Here is a 22,347-nt window from a genome sequence, read left to right as displayed (position 1 = left end):
TTCAGCCCGCCACCGCTCCAAGTAACACCCTGTAAACGGCCCGGAACGCGTTCCGGGCCGTTTTCATTTAAAGTTCAACCCCTTGGCAACGTCAGGCAAAGGTAAACCTCTGGTAAAGGCGCTTTGCTAAAACGATGCCAGTGCTTATCGTTCATCCTCCCCAAGTCGTCATTCCGAACAAGGTTCGTTCAACCCATGCAAGCGCCCAATTCCCGTTCCCCCCGTCGCTGGCTCGTCGGCCTGCTGATCCTGCTGCTGGTGGCTGCCCTGGCCTGGTGGCTGTGGCCGGCAGCGACGCCTGCGCACAAGGACAGCAGTGGCGGGCGCGCCGGCAAGGGCGCGGGCATGGGCATGATGGGCGGCCGCCCGGGCTTCGGCGGCTCCAGCGACCCGGTACCGGTGCGTGTCGAGCCGGTGCGGGTGGGCGATTTCCCGCTGTACTACAAGGCCCTGGGCACGGTTACCGCGACCAATACGGTGAACGTGCGCAGCCGCGTGGCCGGCGAGCTGGTGAAGATCCACTTCAAGGAAGGCCAGCAGGTCAAGGCCGGCGACCTGCTCGCCGAGATCGACCCGCGCCCCTACCGCATCGCCCTGCAACAGGCCGAAGGCACCCTGGCGCAGAACCAGGCGCAGCTGAAGAACGCCCAGGTTGATCTGGCCCGCTATAAAGGCCTGTACGCCGAGGACAGTATCGCCAAGCAGACCCTCGACACTGCCGAAGCGCAGGTGGCGCAGTTCCAGGGGCTGGTCAAGACCAACCAGGCGCAGGTCAACGACGCCCGCCTGAACCTCGAGTTCACCCAGATCCGTGCGCCGATCAACGGCCGCGTGGGCCTGCGCCAGCTCGACCTGGGCAACCTGGTGGCGGCCAACGACACCACCGCGCTGGTGGTGATCACCCAGACCGAACCGATCAGCGTCGCCTTCACCCTGCCGGAAACCGAGCTGAGCACGGTGCTGGAGCGCTACCGCAGCGGCGCCAGCCTGCCGGTCGAGGCCTGGGACCGCAGCGACAGCAAACTGCAGTCCACCGGCGTGCTGGGCAGCATCGACAACCAGATCGACACCACCACTGGCACCCTCAAGTTCAAGGGCCGCTTCGAGAACAAGGACCTGGCCCTGTTCCCCAACCAGTTCGTCAACGTGCGCCTGCTCGCCGACACCCTCAGGCAGGTGACCTTGGCCCCGGCGGCAGCCATCCAGTTCGGCAACGATGGCACCTTCGCCTACGTGGTCAACGAGCAGAGCACGGTGAACGTGCGCAAGCTCAAGGTGGGGGCCAGCGACGGCGAGCACAGCGTCATCCTCGAAGGCCTCAAGGCCGGTGAGCGCCTGGTGCTGGAAGGCACCGACCGGCTGCGCGAAGGCACCAAGGTGGAAGTGGTCGAAGACAGCTCGCAAGTGCCGACCAGCCCCGGCCAGCAGCTGCAGGGGCAGGAGGCCAAGGGCTCGGCGCAGACCGGTGAAGCCCAGCCCGGTCAGGCAGCAGGCAAGGCCGGCGCATGAACCTCTCGCGCCTGTTCATCCTGCGCCCGGTCGCCACCACGCTGAGCATGCTGGCCATCGTCCTGGCCGGCCTGATCGCCTACAAGCTGCTGCCGGTTTCCGCCTTGCCGCAGGTGGATTACCCGACCATCCGGGTCATGACCCTGTACCCCGGCGCCAGCCCGCAGGTCATGACCAGCGCCGTCACTGCACCGCTGGAGCGCCAGTTCGGGCAGATGCCGGGCCTGGAACAGATGGCCTCGACCAGCTCCGGCGGCGCCTCAGTGCTGACCCTGCGCTTCAACCTCGACATGAACATGGACGTTGCCGAACAGCAGGTGCAGGCCGCGATCAATGCCGCCAGCAACCTGTTGCCCAGCGACCTGCCGGCGCCACCGGTGTACAACAAGGTCAACCCGGCCGACACGCCGGTGCTGACCCTGGCCATTTCCAGCAAGACCATGCCGTTGCCCAAGCTCAACGACCTGGTCGACACCCGCGTGGCGCAGAAGCTCGCGCAGATCAGTGGCGTGGGCATGGTCAGCATCGCCGGTGGTCAGCGCCAGGCGGTGCGGATCAAGGTCAATGTCGATGCCCTGGCTGCCAACGGCCTGAACCTGGATGACGTGCGCACCCTGGTCGGCGCCTCCAACGTCAACCAGCCCAAGGGCAACTTCGACGGGCCGACCCGCGTATCGATGCTCGATGCCAACGACCAGCTGCGCTCGCCCGAGGAATACGCGAACCTGATCCTGGCCTACAACAACGGGGCGCCGCTGCGCCTGAAGGACGTGGCCGAAATCGTCGATGGCGCGGAGAACGAGCGCCTGGCCGCCTGGGCCAATGACAACCATGCGGCGCTGCTGAACATCCAGCGCCAGCCGGGCGCCAACGTCATCGAAGTGGTCGACCGGATCAAGGACCTGTTGCCATCGATCACCGACAACCTGCCGGCCGGCCTCGACGTCTCGGTGTTGACCGACCGCACCCAGACCATCCGTGCCGCGGTCAAGGACGTGCAGCACGAGTTGCTGCTGGCCATCGCCCTGGTGGTGATGGTCACCTTTGTCTTCCTGCGCCGTTTCAGCGCCACCATCATCCCGTCGATTGCCGTGCCGCTGTCGCTGATCGGAACCTTCGGCGTGATGTACCTGGCCGGCTTCTCGGTCAACAACCTGACGCTGATGGCGCTGACCATCGCCACCGGCTTCGTGGTCGACGACGCCATCGTCATGCTGGAGAACATCTCCCGGCACATCGAGGAGGGCGAGACACCGATGCAGGCGGCGCTCAAGGGCGCCCGGCAGATCGGCTTCACCCTGGTTTCGCTGACCTTCTCGCTGATTGCGGTACTGATTCCGCTGCTGTTCATGGCCGATGTGGTCGGCCGCCTGTTCCGCGAGTTCGCCATCACCCTGGCGGTGGCCATCCTGATTTCCCTGGTGGTGTCGCTGACCCTCACGCCGATGATGTGCGCGCGCCTGCTCAAGCGTGAGCCCGAGCCCGCAGAGCAGGGCCGTTTCTACCGCGCCAGTGGTGCCTGGATCGACTGGTTGATCAGGCACTACGGCAGTGCCTTGCAGTGGGTACTGAGGCACCAGCCGCTGACCTTGCTGGTGGCCGTGGCCAGCCTGGCGCTCACCGTGTTCCTGTACATGGTGGTGCCCAAGGGTTTCTTCCCGGTGCAGGACACCGGGGTGATCCAGGGCATTTCCGAGGCGCCGCAGGCCACCTCGTTCGCCGCCATGAGCGAGCGCCAGCAGGCCTTGAGCAAGGTGATCCTGCAGGACCCGGCGGTGCAGAGCCTGTCGTCCTACATCGGCGTCGATGGCGACAACGCCACGCTCAACAGTGGCCGCCTGCTGATCAACCTCAAGCCGCATGGCGAGCGCGATGTCAGCGCCAGCGAAGTGATCAGCCGCCTGCAGCCGCAACTCGATCGCCTGGTGGGGATCCGCCTGTTCATGCAGCCGGTGCAGGACCTGAGCATCGAGGATCGGGTCAGCCGTACCCAGTACCAGTTCAGCCTGTCGTCACCGGATGCCGACCTGCTGGCGCAGTGGAGCGGCAAGCTGGTGCAGGCGCTGCAGCAACGCCCGGAACTGGCCGATGTGGCCAGTGACCTGCAGGACAAGGGCTTGCAGGTCTACCTGGTCATTGACCGCGACATGGCAAGCCGCCTGGGAATCAGCGTGTCGCAGATCACCAACGCCTTGTACGACGCGTTCGGCCAGCGGCAGATTTCCACCATCTACACCCAGGCCAGCCAGTACCGTGTGGTGCTGCAGTCGAAAGACGCCGCGGTCATCGGCCCGCAGGCGCTGGAGTCGGTCCACGTCAAGGCCGCCGATGGCGGCCAGGTGCGCCTGTCGGCGCTGGCTCGGATCGAGCAGCGCCAGGCCCAGTTGGCCATTTCCCATATCGGCCAGTTCCCGGCAGTGACCCTGTCGTTCAACCTGGCTCACGGGGCGTCGCTGGGCGAAGCGGTGCAGGTGATCGAGCAGGTACAACAAGACATCGGCATGCCGCTGGGCGTGCAGACCCGCTTCCAGGGTGCCGCCGAGGCCTTCCAGGCGTCGCTGTCGAGCACCTTGCTGCTGATCCTGGCGGCGGTGGTGACCATGTACATCGTGCTGGGCGTGCTGTACGAAAGCTACATCCACCCGGTGACCATCCTCTCCACGCTGCCGTCGGCAGCGGTCGGGGCCTTGCTGGCGTTGCTCATCAGCGGCAATGACCTGGGCATGATCGCCATCATCGGCATCATCCTGCTGATCGGCATCGTCAAGAAGAACGCGATCATGATGATCGACTTTGCCCTTGAGGCCGAGCGCCAGCAGGGCATGAGCCCACGCGATGCGATCTACCAGGCGGCACTGTTGCGCTTCCGGCCAATCCTGATGACCACCCTGGCTGCGCTGTTCGGCGCCGTGCCGCTGATGTTCGCCACCGGTTCCGGTGCCGAGCTGCGCCAGCCGCTGGGCCTGGTGATGGTCGGCGGGTTGCTGGTCAGCCAGGTGCTGACGCTGTTCACCACCCCGGTCATCTACCTGTACTTCGACCGCCTGGCCCGTCGCTGGCGCCCGGCCACCGATGCCACGCAGGCCCAGGCATGAACCTGTCCGGCCCGTTCATCCGTCGCCCGGTGGCAACCATGCTGCTGAGCCTGGCGATCATGCTGCTGGGCGGGGTCAGCTTCGGCCTGCTGCCGGTGGCACCGTTGCCGCAGATGGATTTCCCGGTGATCGTGGTATCGGCCAACCTGCCTGGCGCCAGCCCCGAGGTGATGGCCTCCACCGTGGCCACGCCGCTGGAGCGCAAGCTGGGCAGCATCGCCGGTGTGACCACCCTGACCAGCAGCTCCAACCAGGGCTCCACGCGGGTGATCATCGGCTTCGAGATGGGCCGCGACATCGACGGTGCAGCGCGCGAGGTGCAGGCCGCGATCAACGCCACCCGCAACCTGTTGCCCAGCGGCATGCGCAGCATGCCCACCTACAAGAAGATCAACCCGTCGCAAGCGCCGATCATGGTGTTGTCGCTGACCTCGCAGGTGCTGCAGAAAGGCCAGTTGTACGACCTGGCGGATACCATCCTGGCGCAAAGCCTGGCACAGGTGCCGGGGGTAGGGGAGGTGCAGATCGGCGGCAGTTCGCTGCCGGCGGTGCGGATTGCTGTGGAACCGCAACTGCTCAACCAGTACGGCGTGTCGCTGGACGAGGTACGCACGGCGGTATCCAACGCCAACCAGCGCCGGCCCATGGGCTTTGTCGAGGATGCCGAGCGTAACTGGCAGGTGCGGGCCAACGACCAGCTGGAAAGCGCCAGGGACTACGAGCCGGTGGTGATCCGCCAGCAGAACGGCACCATCCTGCGCCTGGCCGATGTGGCGACCATCACCGATGGCGTCGAGAACCGCTACAACAGCGGATTCTTCAATGACCAGAGTGCGGTACTGCTGGTGGTCAACCGCCAGAGCGGCGCCAACATCATCGAAACCGTGGACCAGATCAAGGCGCAACTGCCAGCCCTGCAGTCGCTGCTGCCGGCCAGCGTGCAACTCAACGTGGCGATGGACCGCTCGCCGGTGATCAAAGCTACCCTGAAGGAGGCCGAGCACACCTTGCTGATTGCCGTGGTGCTGGTGATCCTGGTGGTCTACCTGTTCCTCGGCAGCCTGCGCGCCTCGCTGATCCCCAGCCTGGCCGTGCCGGTGTCGCTGGTGGGGACCTTCGCGGTCATGTACCTGTGTGGCTTCTCGCTCAATAACCTGTCGCTGATGGCGCTGATCCTGGCCACCGGGCTGGTGGTGGACGATGCCATCGTGGTGCTGGAAAACATCTCCCGGCATATCGAGGACGGCCAGCCGCCGATGAAGGCAGCCTACCTCGGGGCCCGGGAAGTGGGCTTTACGCTGCTGTCGATGAACGTCTCGCTGGTGGCGGTATTCGTGTCGATCCTGTTCATGGGCGGCATCGTGCGCAACCTGTTCCAGGAATTCTCCATCACCCTGGCGGCGGCGATCATCGTGTCGCTGGTGGTATCGCTGACCCTCACGCCGATGCTCTGCGCCCGCTGGCTGCAGCCACACCGGACCGAGCAGAGCCGCCTGCAGCGCTGGAGCGACAAGCTGCACCAGCGCATGGTCGATGCCTATGACCGCAGCCTTGGCTGGGCCTTGCGCCACAAGCGCCTGACCCTGATCAGCCTGCTGGCCACCATCGGCCTCAACATCGCCCTGTACGTGGTCGTGCCCAAGACGCTGATGCCGCAGCAGGACACCGGCCAGCTGATAGGCTTCATCCGCGGCGATGACGGCCTGTCGTTCGGCGTGATGCAGCCGAAAATGGAAACCTACCGCCGCGCCTTGCTGGCCGACCCGGCAGTGCAGAGCGTTGCCGGTTTCATAGGTGGCAACAGTGGCACGAACAACGCCTTCGTGCTGGTGCGCCTGAAACCGATCCACGAGCGCAAGCTCGATGCGCAGAAGGTGATCGAACGTCTGCGCAAAGAGATGCCCAAGGTGCCAGGCGGGCGCCTGTTCCTGATGGCCGACCAGGACCTGCAACTGGGCGGCGGCGGCCGTGACCAGACCTCGTCGCAGTACCTGTACACCTTGCAGAGTGGCGACCTGGCGGCGTTGCGCGAATGGTTCCCGAAAGTGGTCGCGGCACTGCGTGCGCTGCCGCAGCTGACCGCCATCGATGCCCGCGACGGAGCCGGGACCCAGCAGGTGACCCTGGTGGTCGACCGTGACCAGGCCAAGCGCCTGGGGATCGACATGGACATGGTCACCACGGTGCTGAACAACGCCTACAGCCAACGGCAGATCTCCACCATCTACGACAGCCTCAACCAGTACCAGGTGGTGCTGGAGATCAACCCGAAATACGCCTGGGACCCGAGCACGCTGGAGCAGGTGCAGGTAATCACCGCCGACGGCGCCCGCGTGCCCCTGTCGACCATCGCCCATTACCAGAACAGCCTGGCCAACGACCGGGTCAGCCATGAAGGGCAATTCGCGGCCGAAAGCATCGCCTTCGACATCGCCGAAGGCTACAGCCCCGACCAGGCCATGGCGGCGCTGGAGCGCGCAGTGGCCAAGCTGGGCCTGCCGGAGGAAGTGATTGCCAGGCTCGGTGGCAGTGCCGACGCCTTTGCCACGACCCAGCAAGGCCAGCCGCTGATGATCCTGGGCGCGCTGGTGCTGGTGTATCTGGTGCTGGGTATCCTCTACGAAAGCTACATTCACCCGCTGACCATCCTGTCGACACTGCCCTCGGCTGGCGTCGGCGCCTTGCTGGCGCTGTACGTCACGGGTGGTGAGTTCAGCCTGATCTCGCTACTGGGCCTGTTCCTGCTGATTGGCGTGGTGAAGAAGAACGCGATCCTGATGATCGACCTGGCCTTGCAACTGGAACGTCACCAGGGCCTGTCCCCGGAGGCGTCGATCCGCCGTGCCTGCCTGCTGCGCCTGCGGCCGATCCTGATGACCACCCTGGCGGCCATCCTCGGTGCCTTGCCGCTGCTGCTGAGCCGCGCCGAAGGCGCGGAAATGCGCCAGCCGCTGGGCCTGACCATTATCGGAGGGCTGGTGTTCAGCCAGGTCCTCACCCTTTACACGACGCCGGTGGTGTACTTGTACCTGGACCGCCTGCGTCACCGTTTCAATCGTTGGCGCGGCGTGCGCAGCGACGCCGCCCTGGATACCCCGCTATGACTTTTGCCCAGACCCCGCTTCACCGAACCCTGCAAGTGCTGGCGCGCGCGCGTGGCTCACGCCTGCTCGGTGCCGGGTTGTGCGTGGCCTTGCTCAGTGCCTGCACCCTGAGCCCGGATTACCACCGCCCCGAGATGAGCGGCACGGCGCAGTTCAAGCACGCCGAAGGCTGGACCCAGGCCACGCCGTCCGATGCCATCGCCCGCGGGGCCTGGTGGGAGATCTACGGCGATGCCGGGCTCAATGCGCTGGTCGAGGAACTGAACCGCAGCAACCAGACGGTGGCGCAATCCGAGGCCCAGTATCGCCAGGCCCAGGCGCTGGTGCGCAGCAGCCGCGCGGCACTGTTCCCCAGCCTCGACCTGAGTGTCGGCAAGAACCGCTCGGCCCAAGGCACCGGCAGCTCCAGTTCGAGCCTGTCCAACAACAGCAGCGGCATTCGCAACACCTATAACGCCCAGCTCGGCGTCAGCTGGGAAATCGACCTGTGGGGCAAGCTGCGCGAGACCCTCGATGCCAACCAGGCCAGTGCCGAAGCCAGCCTGGCCGACCTGGCCTCGATCCGCCTCAGCCAACAGTCGGAACTGGTGCAGAACTACCTGCAACTGCGGGTGATCGATGAGCAGAAGCGCCTGCTGGAAGCCACCGTGGCCGCCTATGAACGTTCGCTGCGGATGAACCAGAACCAGTACCGCGCGGGCGTTGCCGGCCCGGATGCGGTGGCCCAGGCGCGTACCCAGCTGAAAACCACCCAGGCCGACCTGATCGACCTGGCCTGGCAGCGCGCGCAATTCGAGAACGCCATCGCCGTGTTGCTGGGCAAGACGCCGGCCGAGTTTGCCCTGGCCGACAGCAAGAGCATACCGGCGCTGCCGCAGATACCGGTGTCCCTGCCTTCGCAGTTGCTCGAGCGGCGCCCGGACATCGCCGCCGCCGAACGCAATGTGATGGCTGCCAACGCCAACATCGGTGTGGCGCGCGCGGCATATTTCCCCGACCTCAGCCTGAGCATGAGTGGTGGCTATTCCAGCAGCAGCTTCAACAATTGGATCGAGCTGCCCAACCGCTACTGGTCGGTGGGCCCGCAGTTGGCGCTGACCCTGTTCGACGCCGGCAAGCGCAGCGCCGAGGTGGACCGCACCGTGGCGGTGTATGACCAGACCGTGGCGCAATACCGCCAGACCGTGCTCGATGGCTTCAAGGAAGTGGAGAACCTGCTGGTGCAGTTGAAGGTGTATGGCGATGAAGCGGTGGTGCGCCAGGAAGCGCTGGATGCTGCTCGCGAGTCGCTGCGCCTGACCGAGAACCAGTACCGCGCTGGGCTGATCGGCTACCTGGATGTAGTGAATGTGCAGACCACGGCATTGAGCAACGAGCGCAGTGTGTTGAACCTGCTGCAAGGGCGTCTGGTGGCCAGCGTGCAACTGATTGCCGCGTTGGGCGGGGGCTGGGACGCCGGGCAGGCGTTCGCCAGGCAGGACTGATCTGCTGGCGTTCGCCGGGCGCAAAAACCCCGTGCGTTTCGCCTAAGCTTGAGTACAATCGTCAGCTTTTTCCGGGCCTGGCCCGTCGCTGGTACCTTCCAATGCTGACCGGTAGCTACTCCTCTTCGCTGGTGTTGATTTCGCTGTGCGTGGCGATTCTGGCGTCCTATACCGCCCTTGACCTGACCGGTCGCATCGCCACGGCAAAGGGCCGGGCGGCGTTGCTGTGGATGGGGGGTGGCGCACTGGCCATGGGCATCGGTGTGTGGTCGATGCATTTCATCGGCATGCTCGCCTTCAGCCTGCCTGTCGAGCTGGGCTATGACCTGGGCCTGACGGCGTTTTCGCTGCTGATTGCGGTAATGTCTTCGGGTTTTGCCCTGTGGCTGGTCAGCCAGCCGAGCCTGCCGGTGCTGCAGCTGGGCTTCGGTGCGCTGGTGATGGGGGCCGGCATTGCCTGCATGCACTACACCGGCATGGCGGCGCTGCGCATGCTGCCAGGCATCGACTATGACCCGAGCCTGTTCGGCGCCTCGTTGCTGATCGCCGTGGGCGCCTCGGCAGCGGCCTTGTGGATTGCCTTCCGCCTGCGTACGCACACGCCCTACGTCCGGCAGATCCGTGGTGTGGCGGCGGTAGTGATGGGGATTGCCATCGTCGGTATGCACTACACCGGCATGGCCGCGGCGAATTTCCCCGAAGGCAGCTTTTGCGGCGCGCTGGCGGGTGGCGGCTTGCAGGGCGATGGCCTGGTCTACCTGGTGCTGATCACCACCCTGGCGGTGCTGGCCGTGGCCTTGCTCACCTCGGTGCTGGATGCCCGCCTCGAAGCGCGCACCGCCGAGCTGGCCCGTTCGCTGACCCTGGCCAACCAGGAACTCACCCAGCTGGCCCTGCACGACACCCTCACCGACCTGCCCAACCGTACCCTGCTGGCCGACCGCATCGAACAGGCCATCGCCAAGGTCGCGGAGCAGGGCGGTTGCTTTGCCTTGATGTTCATCGACCTGGACGGTTTCAAGCCGGTCAACGATGCCTTCGGCCACCACATCGGCGATCTGCTGCTCAAGGCCGTTGCGGCCCGCCTGCGCGGTCATCTGCACAGCCAGGACACGCTGGCGCGCATTGGCGGTGACGAATTCGTGTTGTTGGTGGAATTGCAGGAGCCGAACGATGCCGTGGACGTGGCGGTGAAGCAGGTCAACCTGGTATCGCGGCCGTTCCGCGTGGCCGAGCATGACCTGCAGCTGTCGGCGAGCCTGGGCATCGTCCTGTACCCGGGTAACGGCCAGGACCAGCACGAGTTGCTGCGCAATGCCGACGCCGCCATGTACCACGTCAAGAGCGCCGGCAAGAACGGCTACAGCTTCTTCGACGTGTCGATGAACAGCAACGCCCGCCAGCAACTGCAACTGCTGCAGGACTTGCGCCAGGCGCTGGAGCTGCGCCAGTTCCGCCTGCACTACCAGCCCAAGTTCGACGCCCAGGCTTGCCAGCCGATCGGCGCCGAGGCCTTGTTGCGTTGGGAACATCCGCAGCAGGGCCTGCTGCTGCCCGATCGCTTCATTGGGCTGGCGGAAAAGACCGGCCTGATCATCCCTATCGGTGAGTGGGTGTTGATCGAGGCCTGCCGGCAGATGCGTCAGTGGCTGGACCAGGGGTATCAGTACTGGCGCATGGCCGTGAACCTGTCAGCCATCCAGTTCTGCCATGCCGGGTTGGTCGAGAGCGTGGCCCGGGCGTTGCAGCAGACCGGCCTGCCAGCCAACTGCCTGACCCTGGAAATTACCGAAACCACCGCCATGCACGACGCCGATGCCAGTCTGACGGTGCTGCAGCGCCTGTCCGACATGGGCGTGGACCTGTCCATCGATGACTTTGGTACCGGTTATTCCAGCCTGATGTATCTCAAGCGCCTGCCGGCCAACGAGCTGAAGATCGACCGCGGGTTCGTCCGCGACCTGGAGCAGGACAGCGACGATGCGGCGATCGTTTCGGCAATCGTGGCGTTGGGCCAGGCACTGGGCCTGCGGATCGTTGCCGAAGGGGTGGAAACCGACAAGCAGCAGGCCTTCCTGACCCGCCTGGGTTGTGATTCGCTGCAAGGTTACCTGCTGGGCCAGCCGGTGCCGGCCGAGCAGTTCATGGGCAAGTTGCAGGCCATGCGCGAGAGCACTACGGCAGTTGGTTAGACCGCATCGCGCAGGGGGATGGCGGGGATGAAGGCGTCCATTTCCGCTTCGACGGCTTCGATGATACGTTCTACGTCCGCCGCGGCCATGATCGCCGCACAGGGGATGCCGGCAATCGCCAGCAGGGTTTCGCCGGTGGCGCGGTCGAACAGCCGCGCGACCATGCTGCGTGGCGCATCCATGCTGGCTTCGAAGCCCAGTGGGTGGAAATGCCAGCGCATCACCTGGCAGGCGTTGGGGAACGTCATTTTGTTCATGCCAGCCTCCTTGTCCGTACCCGGACGTGGTGAGCGGGTGGCCACCTCGCTGTGGCCGCCGGGAAGGTAACCATAGCACCTGTCACGCGCTATTCTCGCTGGCGAATGCGACAAAAGTACTAATGCATGATGGCGGTCACATCTTTGTGCGCCACGCCAGCCAGCGAGGCGCCTTCTTGCAAACGTTTTCCTCGCCGGATGGCCGCACTTACCCCGCTGTTTGCCGTCATTCGTCACGTGGTTCGGTCGGCGCTTTTTCAGACGAATGGTGCGCTCAGCCCAGCAGCCCTGCGGCGATGTTGATGGTGAAGCCGAGGATGGCGGTATTGAACACGAACCCGACCACTGAATGGGCCAGCACCACCCTGCGTAAGCCGCGCCCGGCGACGCCGACGTCCGAGGTTTGCACCGCGATGCTGATGGTGAACGAGAAGTAGTGGAAGTCCCAGTAATCCGGGTTGCGCTCGCCGTCGGCGAAACGCAGCGGCGGCTCATGTTGTTGCGCGGTGTAGAACAGCCGAGCGTAATGCAGGCTGAAGATGCAGCCGATCAGCAACCACGAGCCGGCCACGGTCAGGCCGGTATAAAGGTAGTGCAGCGCCTGTGCGGTGCCTTGCAGGCCGCGACTGGAGACCAGTTGCAAGGTGACTGCAGCGAGGCTGGCTATCGCGGCGATGCACACGGTGAGCAAGACCAGGCCGGCGTTTTCATCTTCGACCCGGGCAACCTTGCGCACCTTGTCCGGGTTGGCATTCCAGGTCAGGTAGAACACCAGCAGCAGGTAAAGCCATACACCCAGGTTCCAGCCGGCAAGGATGCGCTGAACGGTGTCGTCTGCAGGAATCAGCCAGGCGCCGAGCAGGCCGGCCAGGGTGGCGACAGTCAGGCGCGGGTGGGTGTGGGTCAGGCGGTGGAAAGCCATGTGGCCTCGCTGGCAAAGGGTGTGGCTACTACTCTGGATGGTCATGACAGAGACGAGCGGCACGCCCCGGTCCATTGTGCGCGAGCATGCCCGCTCGCACAGGGTGGGCGCAATCGTCGGGCGGCGTGGTCGGGTGTTTCTTTGATGTCGCCCATCGCACGGCATTGCAACTCTCAGTACACTGCATGCTCCAATCCCAACATCCCCACCATTCGTTGAACTCGAGGTTTTTGCATGACGCTCAGTCCTTTGGCAGGCAAGCCGGCTCCGGCCAGCGTGCTGGTCGATATTCCACGACTGCTCACCGCCTACTACACCGGCCGCCCCGATGCTGCCGTGGCGGCCCAGCGGGTGGCCTTCGGCACCTCGGGGCACCGGGGCACTTCACTTGAGTTGAGCTTCAACGAATACCACGTCCTGGCCATCACCCAGGCCATCTGCCTGTATCGCCAGGAGAAGGGCATCGACGGCCCGCTGTTCATCGGCGCCGATACCCACGCCCTGTCGGCACCGGCTACCGCCAGCGCCCTGGAAGTGCTGGCGGCCAACGGCGTGCAGGTGATGCTGTCCAAGGACGACGAGTACACGCCGACCCCGGCCGTGTCCCACGCCATCCTCTGCCATAACCGTGGCCGCGTGCAGGGCCTGGCCGATGGCATCGTCATCACCCCGTCGCACAACCCGCCACAGAGCGGTGGCTTCAAGTACAACCCACCCAATGGCGGCCCGGCCGACAGCGATGTGACCAAGTGGATCGAAGCCAAGGCCAACGAACTGCTGGCGGCGAACCTGGCGGGGGTCAAGCGCATGGCGCATGCCCAGGCGCTGCAGGCCGCCACTACCCAGCGTCACGACTACGTCAGCAACTACGTGGCCGACCTGGAAAATGTCATCGACTTCGAGGTCATCCGTGGCGCCAAGCTGCGCCTGGGTGTCGACCCGCTGGGCGGGGCCGGGGTGCGCTACTGGTCGGCGATTGCCGAGCGCTACCAGCTGGACCTGGAAGTGGTGAATACCGAGGTCGACCCGACCTTCCGCTTCATGACCGTCGACTGGGACGGCCAGATCCGCATGGACCCGTCGTCGCCGTACGCCATGCAAGGCCTGATCGGCCTGCGCGAGCGCTTCGACGTGGCGTTCGCCTGCGACCCGGACCATGACCGCCACGGCATCGTCACCCCGGATGGCCTGCTGCAGCCCAACAACTACCTGGCCGTGGCCATCGACTACCTGTACCGCCACCGCCCGCAATGGCGCAGTGACGCGGCAGTGGGCAAGACCGTGGTGTCCAGCGGCCTGATCGACCGCGTTACCCAGCGCCTGGGCCGCGAGTTGTACGAGGTGCCGGTGGGCTTCAAGTTCTTCGCCCAAGGGCTGTTCGACGGGACGCTCGGCTTTGGTGGCGAGGAGAGTGCAGGGGCTTCGTTCCTGCGCCGCGATGGCTCGGTCTGGGCCACCGACAAGGACGGCCTGATCCCGGCCTTGCTGGCTGCCGAGATGACCGCCCGCACCGGGCGCAACCCGAGCCAGGCCTACGCCGACCTCACTGCGGCGCTGGGCAAGCCGTTTGCTACGCGGGTCGAAGCCAAGGCCGATGCCCGGCAGAAGGCGCTGCTGAGCAAGCTGGCACCAGAGCAGGTGAAGTCGACCGAACTGGCCGGAGAGCCGATCGTGCAAATCCTCAGCCACGCGCCGGGCAATGGCCAGGCGATTGGCGGGCTGAAGGTGATGACCGCCAATGGCTGGTTCGCCGCGCGGCCGTCGGGCACCGAGGACATCTACAAGATCTACGCCGAAAGCTTCATCGACGAGGCGCACCTGCAGCGCCTGGTGCAGGAAGCGCAGGTGTTGGTGGACGCCGCGATCGCCTGATCAGGGCAAGTGCAATCCGTGTAGGAGCGGCCTTGCGTCGCGATGGGCTGCGCAGCAGCCCCCGGATTTCAGCGAATATGCACATTTGCCAGGGCTGCTGCGCAGCCCATCGCGACGCAAGGCCGCTCCTACAAGCGACCGCGTCAAACCGCTCAGGCGGGGTCGGGCACCACGGCGATCACATCGATCTCCATCAGCCACTCGGCCTGGGCCAACCCGGCGACCACCAGCCCGGTGGAAATCGGGAACACGCCTTTCAGCCATTTACCCACTTCCTTGTACACCGGCTCGCGAAAGCGCGGGTCGGTGATGTAGGTGGTGGTCTTGACGATGTGCGACAGCTCCGAGCCGGCCTCTTCAAGCAGTTGCTTGACGTTTTTCATCGCCTGCTCGGCCTGCGCCCGTGGGTCCCCCAGGCCAACCAGGTTGCCATCGAAGTCGGTGCCCACCTGCCCGCGCACATAGATGGTATTACCGGCGCGCACCGCCTGGCACAGGTCGTTGTCCAGGGTCTGGTTGGGGTAGGTGGCCTTGGTGTTGAACATGCGAATGCGGGTATGGGTAGGCATCAGTGGGCTCCGAAAGTGCTGACGTTGCTGAGCGGTGGGTGTTGCTGCTCATCCGCGGCGCGTTGCTGGCGGTCGCGGTAGGCGCTATAGGTGCGTTGCGTGGCGATGTGGCCGGCGACGTGCTTGGCGTCGTGCCAAACGCCCCAGATGAACGATGAGCCACGCCGCGACAGCCACGGCAGGCCAAGGAAGTAGATGCCCGGCTCGCGAGCCACACCGCGCTGGTGTTGGGGCTTGCCGTTGGCGTCGAAGGTGTCGACCTGCAGCCAGCTGAAATCCACGCTGTAACCGGTTGCCCAGATGATGCTGGTGACACCGGCCTCGGCCAGGTCCAGTTGCAGCAGCGGGTTGCGCATGCATTCCGGGTCGGCCAGGCGTTGGCGGGCTTCGGGCTCTTCCGGCAGGTCAAGGCCGTTGCGCTGGATGTAGGCATCGGCGGCATCCAGCAGGGCCAGGTAATTTTCGTCGCCGCGGTTGATGTTCTCGACCAAGTTGTCCTGGAAGCGTGCCACACCGTTTTCGAACGACTGGGTCAGGCCGACCAAGGTCATGCCCTGGTGGGCGAGGGCGCGGAAGTCCACGGTATGGCCGCCACGGGCACCGCTGACGGCAATGGTCACATGCTCGCGGCCGGGCTTGGCGACTTCCGCATCCCACTCACCCAGCACACCCAGCCACCAGCAGAAGTCACGGTTGCGGTAGGCGCGTGGCGGGCGGTCGTGGGCACCGACCGACAGGTACACCCGGCGCCCGGCACGCATCAGCTCCTCGGCGATCTGGACACCCGAGGAGCCGGCGCCCACGACCAGCACAGCCCCTGCTGGCAGTTGAGCGGGGTTGTAATAGGCCGCCGAGTGGATCTGGTGCAGGTTGCTGTCTTGCGGCGCGATGGCCGGGATCACCGGTTTCTGGAACGGGCCGGTGGCAGCGACGACGCGGTTGGCGCGGATCACGCCTTCATTGGTTGCGATGGTGAAGCCGGGGCGGTCGCTGTTGCGCACTACCTTGGTCACTTCGATGCCGGTGCGTACCGGCAGGTTGTACTTGCGTACGTACTGCTCGAAGTAGTCGGCCACCTGGTCCTTGCCGGCAAAGGCATCGGCGTCGAGGGCGAATTCCAGCCCCGGGAAGCGGTCGTGCCAGGCCGGGCCGTTGGCCACCAGCGAGTCCCAGCGGCCGCTGCGCCAGGCCTCGGCGATTCGCTTGCGCTCCAGTACCAGGTGCGGCACGCCAAGCTTGCTCAGGTGTTCGCTCATGGCCACGCCGGCCTGGCCGGCGCCGACCACGAGGGTGTCGATTTCGAGATTGTTCAGTGTCATGTCCGAGCCCTTGTTCAGGCGGTTTTTGTCAGGTCGGTTTGGAGGACCGCCGTTACCTGGGGCCAGACTAGGGATGCCGTGGAAACGGCGAAAATAGTATTTAGCTTGGGCTTGCCCATAAAACGGCGAAGGCCCCGTTTTCTGAGGCCCGCAGGGCTGAGTACAGCAGCATTTGCGAGGATTCCGGTGGCTTGTCCTGGCCTTAGTTTTTTCCTCTGCAAGGCCTCGGAAAAAGGTGGTTTCGCCTCCTGGAAGGTTCCACCCAGAATGCCCTGTATCGCACAGCACAACAGGAACCATGAAATGACTTTTTCCATCATCGGCCGCTGTCAGGAAACCGGGCAGGTCGGTATCGCCATCAGCTCGTCGAGCATCGCGGTGGGCGCCCGCTGCCCGTGGGTGCGGGCCGGCGTCGGCGCAGTGGCCACGCAGAACATCACCTTGCCGGCGCTCGGGCCGCAGATTCTCGATGCCCTGGAACAGGGCCAGTTGCCGCCCGCCGCGGCGCTGGACAGGGTGCTGAGCGCTAATGGCTGGAGCGAATACCGCCAGGTCACGGTGATCGACAGCCATGGCCAGGTCGCCCTGTTCACCGGCAAGGAGGCCCTGGGCACGCACCATGCCGTGGCCGGTGAGCAATGCGCGGCAGCCGGCAACCTGCTGGCCTCGCCCCAGGTGATCGAGTCGATGGTGCAGGCTTTCGAACAGGCTGCGGGGCATCTGGCCGATCGCTTGCTGGCGGCCATGCAGGCGGCGATGGCCGCTGGTGGCGAGGCCGGGCCGGTGCATTCGGCGGCGTTGAAGATTGCCGGCGAACTGACCTGGCCGCTGGTGGACCTGCGGGTGGATTGGGCCGACGCCGACCCGATCGGCGTGCTCGACGGCCTGTGGCAGGCGTACCGGCCGCAGATGCAGGACTACGTCACCCGTGCGCTCAACCCGACTGCGGCGCCAAGCTACGGGGTACCGGGCGATGAGTGAAGATGCCAGCCGCACGCTGCTGGCCCGGCTGATCGGCTTTGCCACGGTCAGCCGGGACTCCAACCTGGCGCTGATCGGTTTCATCCGCGATTACCTGGCCGGGCTGGGAGTTGAAAGCGAGCTGTTCCATAACCCGGAGGGCACCAAGGCCAACCTGTTCGCTACCATCGGGCCGAGGGACGTTGGCGGCATCGTGCTGTCCGGGCATACCGATGTGGTACCGGTCGACGGCCAGGCCTGGACCGTCGAACCGTTTGCCCTGAGCGAACGCGACGGTCGCCTGTATGGCCGCGGCACGGCCGACATGAAGGGCTTCATCGCCTCGGTCCTGGCGGCTGTGCCGGCGTTGGTCGCGCAGCCGTTGCGCCTGCCGGTGCACCTGGCGTTTTCCTATGACGAGGAAGTTGGCTGCTTGGGTGTGCGCTCGCTGTTGGCTGCACTCGAACAGCGCCCGCACAAGCCTCGGCTGTGCCTGATTGGCGAGCCCACCGAACTCAAGCCGGTACTCGGGCACAAGGGCAAGCTGGCGATGCGTTGCCAGGTGCAGGGTGCGGCCTGTCATTCGGCCTATGCGCCGTACGGGGTGAACGCCATCGAGTATGCGGCGAAGCTGATCGGCAAGCTTGGTGATATCGGTGAGGCCCTGGCCTTGCCGGAACATCACGACGCGCGCTTCGATCCGCCGTTCTCCACGGTGCAGACCGGTGTGATCAAGGGCGGCAGGGCGCTGAACATCGTGCCGGCAGAGTGCGAGTTCGATTTCGAAGTACGCGCATTGCCAGGCTTTGCCGCGCAGGCAGTGGCCGACCAGTTGCAGACCTATGCCGAGGCCGAGCTGCTACCACGCATGCGCAAGGTCAATGCGGCCAGCGCGATACGCCTGCAACCGTTGAGTGCCTACCCGGGGCTGGCGACCCCGGCAGACAGCGAGGCAGCACAGTTGGTGGCGTTGCTGAGCGGCTCGGAGGCGTTCGGTACGGTGGCGTTTGGCACCGAAGGCGGGTTGTTCGACCAGGCGGGGATCCCGACCGTGGTATGCGGCCCCGGGAGCATGGAGCAGGGGCACAAACCGGACGAGTTTGTCAGTGTCGAACAGTTGCAGGGCTGTGATGCCATGCTGTCAAGGCTGGTGGATTACCTCAGGCAGCACTGATGGGCTGGCCGTGAATGGGCCGCGCAGCGGCCCATGCGCCTCAGAAGGTCGCCTTGACCTGCAGGCCAAGCACCAGCGCGTTGTCGATGGCTTTCCCGGAGAATGCCCCTGGCTCGATGATGTACTGCATGTCCGGGCGCAGGTTCAGCCACGGTGTCGCCTGGTAGCCATAGCTCAGCTCGATCAGCTGCTCGGCGCTGTCGATATCGGGGAACGGCTGGCCAGCGTTGTAGGCGGCATCCTCCAGTACGTCGCGGCTACGCGGGTTGGGCACGGCGCGGCCATAACCCAGCGCCACGGTATCCTTCGGGCGCCCCTTGAACGGCTTGTACAGCACCACGCCGGCACCATACCAGCGGGTGAACGGCGAGGCGGCCTTGCTCGATGCCGAGTACTGGGCGAAGGCATGCAGGCTGCGGCCCGGCGAGCGTTGGTCATTCCACAGCGCTTGGTCGACCAGCAAGTAGTGGCCGCCACGGCCCGACACTTGCTCATTGCTGTCGATGCGCTTCACATCGGAGCTGTCGTAGTAGTAGCCCAGTTTGTACTCGCCAGGCAGCTCGGCCTGCAGCTTGTACACCAGCTCGACCGGTACCACGGTGCCGGTGGTGTGCTTGGGGCCCAGGTGCCAGGCTCGGCTGGAGTTGCCGTTGCTCTGCGGGTCGACATTGAACGCGGCCACGCGCAGTTGCCAGGCTGGCGACAGGTCGTATTTCACCCGCACACCCAAGTGCGCATTGGGGTAATTGGTCCAGCCACTGCCGCCGGACATGTTCAGCGGGTGGCCGCAGAAGCCGGCGTTCATGAAATTGCACAGGATGCCGCTGTCCAGGCCGCCCAGGTCGTTGCCCATGGCCATGTAGCCGGCCTTGACGTTCAGCGCCGGGGTGAACAGGGTACGCTCGTAACTCAGTTCGGTCAGCCGGGTGTAGAGGCCACCGTAGTTTTCCTGGATCGGCAGGCGGTTGCCCACCAAGTCTTCCGAGGCGCTGTTGCCGCGGCGATCGTTGACGGTCAGCTGGACTTTGCCGCCGTTGTCCAGGCCATACAGCTTCGACAAGTCGAACTGCACGCCCAGTTTCAGGTTTTGCGAGTAGCGTGCCGAGCGGTGCAGGCCGCCATGGGCGTTGTAGGCGGTTTCGCCACTGTAGTCGCCTGTGAACTTGACGCCGTCTGCTTCCAGCTGATGGCGCAGGCCGCCCCAGTCGCCGGTAAGCGTGCTGCGGGTAGTCAGGTCGGCGTCGGCCAGGGCGGTGGTGCTGGCCAGGGCCAGCAGCAGGGTGGGGGTGATGCGGGTTACGCAGGGCATTACTGAATCTCGGTGTGTGTTCCAGGGGTATTCGCAAGCAAGCCCGCTTCCCACGAGGGCAGCTGGTGACCCTGTGGGAGCGGGCGTGCCCGCGAAGCAGGCGACGCGGTGTTACGGCAGCGCGTAAGCCATCACGTAGTCGCCACGGTCAGTCGACTGGCGCGCGCCGCCAGCAGTGACCACCACGTACTGCTTGCCGGTTTTCGGCGAGACATAGGTCATCGGGCCGCCCTGGCTGCCCACGGGCAGGCGGGCTTTCCAGATCTCGTCGCCGTTGCTGCTGTCGTAGGCACGCAGGTAGAAGTCCTGGGTGCCGGCGATGAACACCAGGCCGCCTTGGGTCGACAGGGTGCCGCCGAGGGTCGGCAGGCCGATCTTGATCGGCAGGTGCATGCGGATGCCGAGCGGGCCGGTGTCTTCGACGGTACCGACCGGCACCTGCCAGGCCACCTGGCGGGTTTTCATGTCGATGGCGGTCAGGGTGCCGAATGGTGGCGCCTGGCACGGAATACCGGCTACCGAGAGGAAGCGGTTCTTGTTCACCGCATACGGGGTGCCCTTGAGTGGTACGGCGCCCATGCCGGTGTTCAGGGCCTCACCGCCGGAGGCCGCACCGCCCTTGTTCTGCGACGGAATCATCTGGATCCACAGGCCCAGGCGCATGTCATTGACGAAGATGAAACCATGCACCGGGTCGGTGGAAATGCTGCCCCAGTTCATGCCGCCCAGCGATCCCGGGAAGCTCAGCGCCAGGTCGGTGCCTGGTGCGGTGTACAGGCCGTCATAACGCATCTTCTTGAAGTCGATACGGCACAGCAGCTGGTCATACGGGGTGGCGCCCCACATGTCGGATTCGGTCAGTGTCTGTGCGCCGATCTGCGGCATGCCCACCGACTTCGGCTGGGTCGGGGAATAGGGTTCGTTGGGAATGTTGCCGGGCTTGACCGGCACTTCGTCGACCTGGGTCAGCGGCTTGCCGGTGGCGCGGTCGAGCACGTAGATCTGCCCGGCCTTGGTGCCGATGACTACCGCCGGTACCGACTGGCCGTCATCCTTGGTGAAGTCGATCAGGCTCGGCTGCATCGGCAGGTCGAAGTCCCACAGGTCGTTGTGCACGGTCTGGAACACCCACTTCTGGTTGCCGGTGGTGGCGTCCAGGGCCAGCACCGAAGCGCCGTAGGTGTGGTCCAGGCGGGTGCGTTCGACGCCGTAGATATCGGTGGACGACGAGCCCATCGGCAGGAATACGGTGTTCATCGCCGGGTCGTAGGACATCGGTGCCCAGCTGTTCGGGGTGCTGCGCACGTAGGTCTTGTCGCCCTGTGGCGCGCGTCGGTCTTCCGGGTTGCCCGGGTCGAAGGCCCAGCGCATTTCACCGCTGAACACGTCGAAACCACGGATCACGCCGCCAGGCATGTCGGTCTGCACGTTATCGGCGATACGCCCGCCGACCACCACCGTGGTGCCGGCCATCAGCGGTGCAGAGGACAGCTGGTAGTAGGAGTCCGGTACGTTGCCCAGGCCGGCCATCAGGTTGACCTGGCCGTTGTTGCCGAAGCCCCGGCAGAACTCGCCGGTGTCGGCGTCTACGGCGATCAGGCGGCCATCGATGGTGTTGGTCAGCAGGCGACGCTGGCAGTTGGCACCGGCCGGCACGCTACCGACGGTGACCGGCGTGCTGTTCGGCTGGGTTGGCTGGGTGATCGGCGCGCTGGCGTCGAAATAGGCCATGCCACGGCAGCGTTGCCAGACCTTGGACTGGGCGTTGATCTGGTTCTTCCACAGTTCCTTGCCGGAGTCGGCGTCAAGCGCGATCAGGTTGTTGTGCGGGGTGCAGATGAACACCTTGTTGCCAACCTGCAGCGGGGTGAGCTGGTCCTCGGCACCGTTGCCGTCGCTGATGGCCACGTCACCGGTGTGGTAGGTCCAGGCCACCTGGAGCTTGCTGACGTTGTCGCGATTGATCTGGTCCAGCGCGGCGAAGCGGCTGCCGCCTTCGGTGTTGCCGTAGTGAGCCCAGTCCTTCTGCTGCTTGCCGGCTTCGACCGGGGTCATGCCCGGGCCCTTGCCGGCAGGTGCGACAGTGGGGTGGGCAACGAACATGTTGCCAACGGCGATGACCAGCGCAACGGCCATGACAGCGGCCACGCCATAGGCACCACGGCCGCTGCTGGCGCCGCTGGTACGTGCCAGCAGCGGGTAGACCAGCGCCACCACCAGGCCGATGGCGCCGAACATGAACAGGCGCGAGAACAGCGGCCAGAATACCAGGCCGGCGTCGGCCAGGGCCCAGATCGCGGTACCCACCAGGAACGCCGCGTACAGCCAGGCCCCCGCCGGCTTGCGACATGCGATGAGAACACCGGCAATGGCCATGGCCAGGCCGCCGATCAGGAAGTACCAGGAACCGCCCAGGCCGGCCAGCTTGACGCCGCCCGCCGCCAGGAGGAGGCCAAGCAGGGCGATGATCACGCCCAGGCCGACCAGGATGATGTGTGTGGCGCCGGAAGCGCGCGGTATTGCTTTCATGCCAGGGATCTCAGCAGGTGGAATACGCGCAGTCTAAACGCTTAGCTTGCTA

14 protein-coding genes are annotated in these 22,347 nt (G+C 65.3%); 8 read left to right on the top strand and 6 right to left on the bottom strand.

The features are described from left to right. The first annotated feature begins 195 nt into the window (after positions 1–195). The 5 genes from HU763_RS13450 (at position 196) to HU763_RS13430 (ending at position 11,384) form a co-directional block, all read left to right on the top strand. Positions 196–1,509 (top strand): MdtA/MuxA family multidrug efflux RND transporter periplasmic adaptor subunit, encoded by a 1,314-nt coding sequence (locus HU763_RS13450; RefSeq protein WP_186685641.1) that lies wholly within the window; start codon positions 196–198, stop codon positions 1,507–1,509. Further along, a complete protein-coding gene (locus HU763_RS13445; protein WP_186685643.1) occupies positions 1,506–4,604 on the top strand; it encodes an MdtB/MuxB family multidrug efflux RND transporter permease subunit in 3,099 nt (1,032 codons plus the stop codon). Before HU763_RS13450 ends, HU763_RS13445 begins: the two co-directional genes overlap by 4 nt. Beyond that, positions 4,601–7,708, top strand: a complete 3,108-nt coding sequence (locus HU763_RS13440) for an efflux RND transporter permease subunit (RefSeq protein ID WP_186685644.1) — start codon at positions 4,601–4,603, stop codon at positions 7,706–7,708. Before HU763_RS13445 ends, HU763_RS13440 begins: the two co-directional genes overlap by 4 nt. Then, entirely contained in the window at positions 7,705–9,192 is a 1,488-nt protein-coding gene (locus HU763_RS13435) for an efflux transporter outer membrane subunit (RefSeq protein ID WP_186685645.1), read from the top strand. The genes HU763_RS13440 and HU763_RS13435 overlap by 4 nt, the downstream gene beginning before the upstream one ends. A 101-nt stretch (positions 9,193–9,293) precedes the next feature. After that, positions 9,294–11,384: a putative bifunctional diguanylate cyclase/phosphodiesterase gene (locus HU763_RS13430; protein WP_186685646.1), complete on the top strand. Its 2,091-nt coding sequence runs from the start codon at positions 9,294–9,296 to the stop codon at positions 11,382–11,384. Here HU763_RS13430 and HU763_RS13425 read toward each other — a convergent pair. Together HU763_RS13425 and HU763_RS13420 are read right to left on the bottom strand one after the other, a co-directional pair. Further along, the gene (locus tag HU763_RS13425; RefSeq protein ID WP_170030233.1) at positions 11,381–11,641 is read right to left on the bottom strand and encodes a DUF1652 domain-containing protein; all 261 of its coding nucleotides are present in this window, start codon (positions 11,639–11,641) and stop codon (positions 11,381–11,383) included. The genes HU763_RS13430 and HU763_RS13425 overlap by 4 nt on opposite strands. A gap of 274 nt (positions 11,642–11,915) precedes the next feature. Next, on the bottom strand, positions 11,916–12,563 hold the full coding sequence (locus HU763_RS13420; RefSeq protein WP_186685647.1) for a DUF1345 domain-containing protein: 648 nt from the start codon (positions 12,561–12,563) through the stop codon (positions 11,916–11,918). A gap of 234 nt (positions 12,564–12,797) precedes the next feature. On the opposite strand from HU763_RS13420, the gene pgm reads away from it, so the two are divergent. After that, positions 12,798–14,435 carry a phosphoglucomutase (alpha-D-glucose-1,6-bisphosphate-dependent) gene (gene pgm / locus HU763_RS13415; RefSeq protein WP_186685648.1) on the top strand — a complete coding sequence of 546 codons (1,638 nt, stop codon included), beginning with the start codon at positions 12,798–12,800 and terminating at the stop codon, positions 14,433–14,435. 152 nt (positions 14,436–14,587) lie between these two features. On the opposite strand, the gene HU763_RS13410 is transcribed toward pgm, so the two are convergent. Beyond that, positions 14,588–15,004: a RidA family protein gene (locus HU763_RS13410; RefSeq protein WP_170030230.1), complete on the bottom strand. Its 417-nt coding sequence runs from the start codon at positions 15,002–15,004 to the stop codon at positions 14,588–14,590. Next, complete coding sequence (locus HU763_RS13405; RefSeq protein WP_186685649.1) at positions 15,004–16,323, bottom strand: flavin-containing monooxygenase; 1,320 nt, start codon at positions 16,321–16,323, stop codon at positions 15,004–15,006. The genes HU763_RS13410 and HU763_RS13405 overlap by 1 nt, the downstream gene beginning before the upstream one ends. A 303-nt stretch (positions 16,324–16,626) precedes the next feature. Here HU763_RS13405 and HU763_RS13400 point away from each other — a divergent pair, with 303 nt between their 5' ends. Both HU763_RS13400 and argE read left to right on the top strand, forming a co-directional pair. After that, the gene (locus tag HU763_RS13400) at positions 16,627–17,304 is read left to right on the top strand and encodes a DUF1028 domain-containing protein (RefSeq protein ID WP_186685651.1); all 678 of its coding nucleotides are present in this window, start codon (positions 16,627–16,629) and stop codon (positions 17,302–17,304) included. Next, positions 17,297–18,457: an acetylornithine deacetylase gene (argE, locus tag HU763_RS13395; protein WP_186685654.1), complete on the top strand. Its 1,161-nt coding sequence runs from the start codon at positions 17,297–17,299 to the stop codon at positions 18,455–18,457. The genes HU763_RS13400 and argE overlap by 8 nt, the downstream gene beginning before the upstream one ends. Before the next feature lie 40 nt (positions 18,458–18,497). Here the strand turns inward: argE and HU763_RS13390 are convergent, their stop codons facing one another. Both HU763_RS13390 and HU763_RS13385 read right to left on the bottom strand, forming a co-directional pair. Beyond that, positions 18,498–19,766: a carbohydrate porin gene (locus HU763_RS13390; protein ID WP_186685655.1), complete on the bottom strand. Its 1,269-nt coding sequence runs from the start codon at positions 19,764–19,766 to the stop codon at positions 18,498–18,500. A gap of 111 nt (positions 19,767–19,877) precedes the next feature. Beyond that, positions 19,878–22,295, bottom strand: coding sequence for a glucose/quinate/shikimate family membrane-bound PQQ-dependent dehydrogenase (locus HU763_RS13385; protein WP_186685656.1), 2,418 nt, complete (start codon positions 22,293–22,295; stop codon positions 19,878–19,880). Positions 22,296–22,347 lie beyond the last annotated feature (52 nt).

The organism is Pseudomonas anuradhapurensis, assembly GCF_014269225.2.
In the GTDB taxonomy this organism is placed as follows: domain Bacteria; phylum Pseudomonadota; class Gammaproteobacteria; order Pseudomonadales; family Pseudomonadaceae; genus Aquipseudomonas; species Aquipseudomonas anuradhapurensis.
This window is presented reverse-complemented; position numbering and strand designations above follow the sequence as displayed.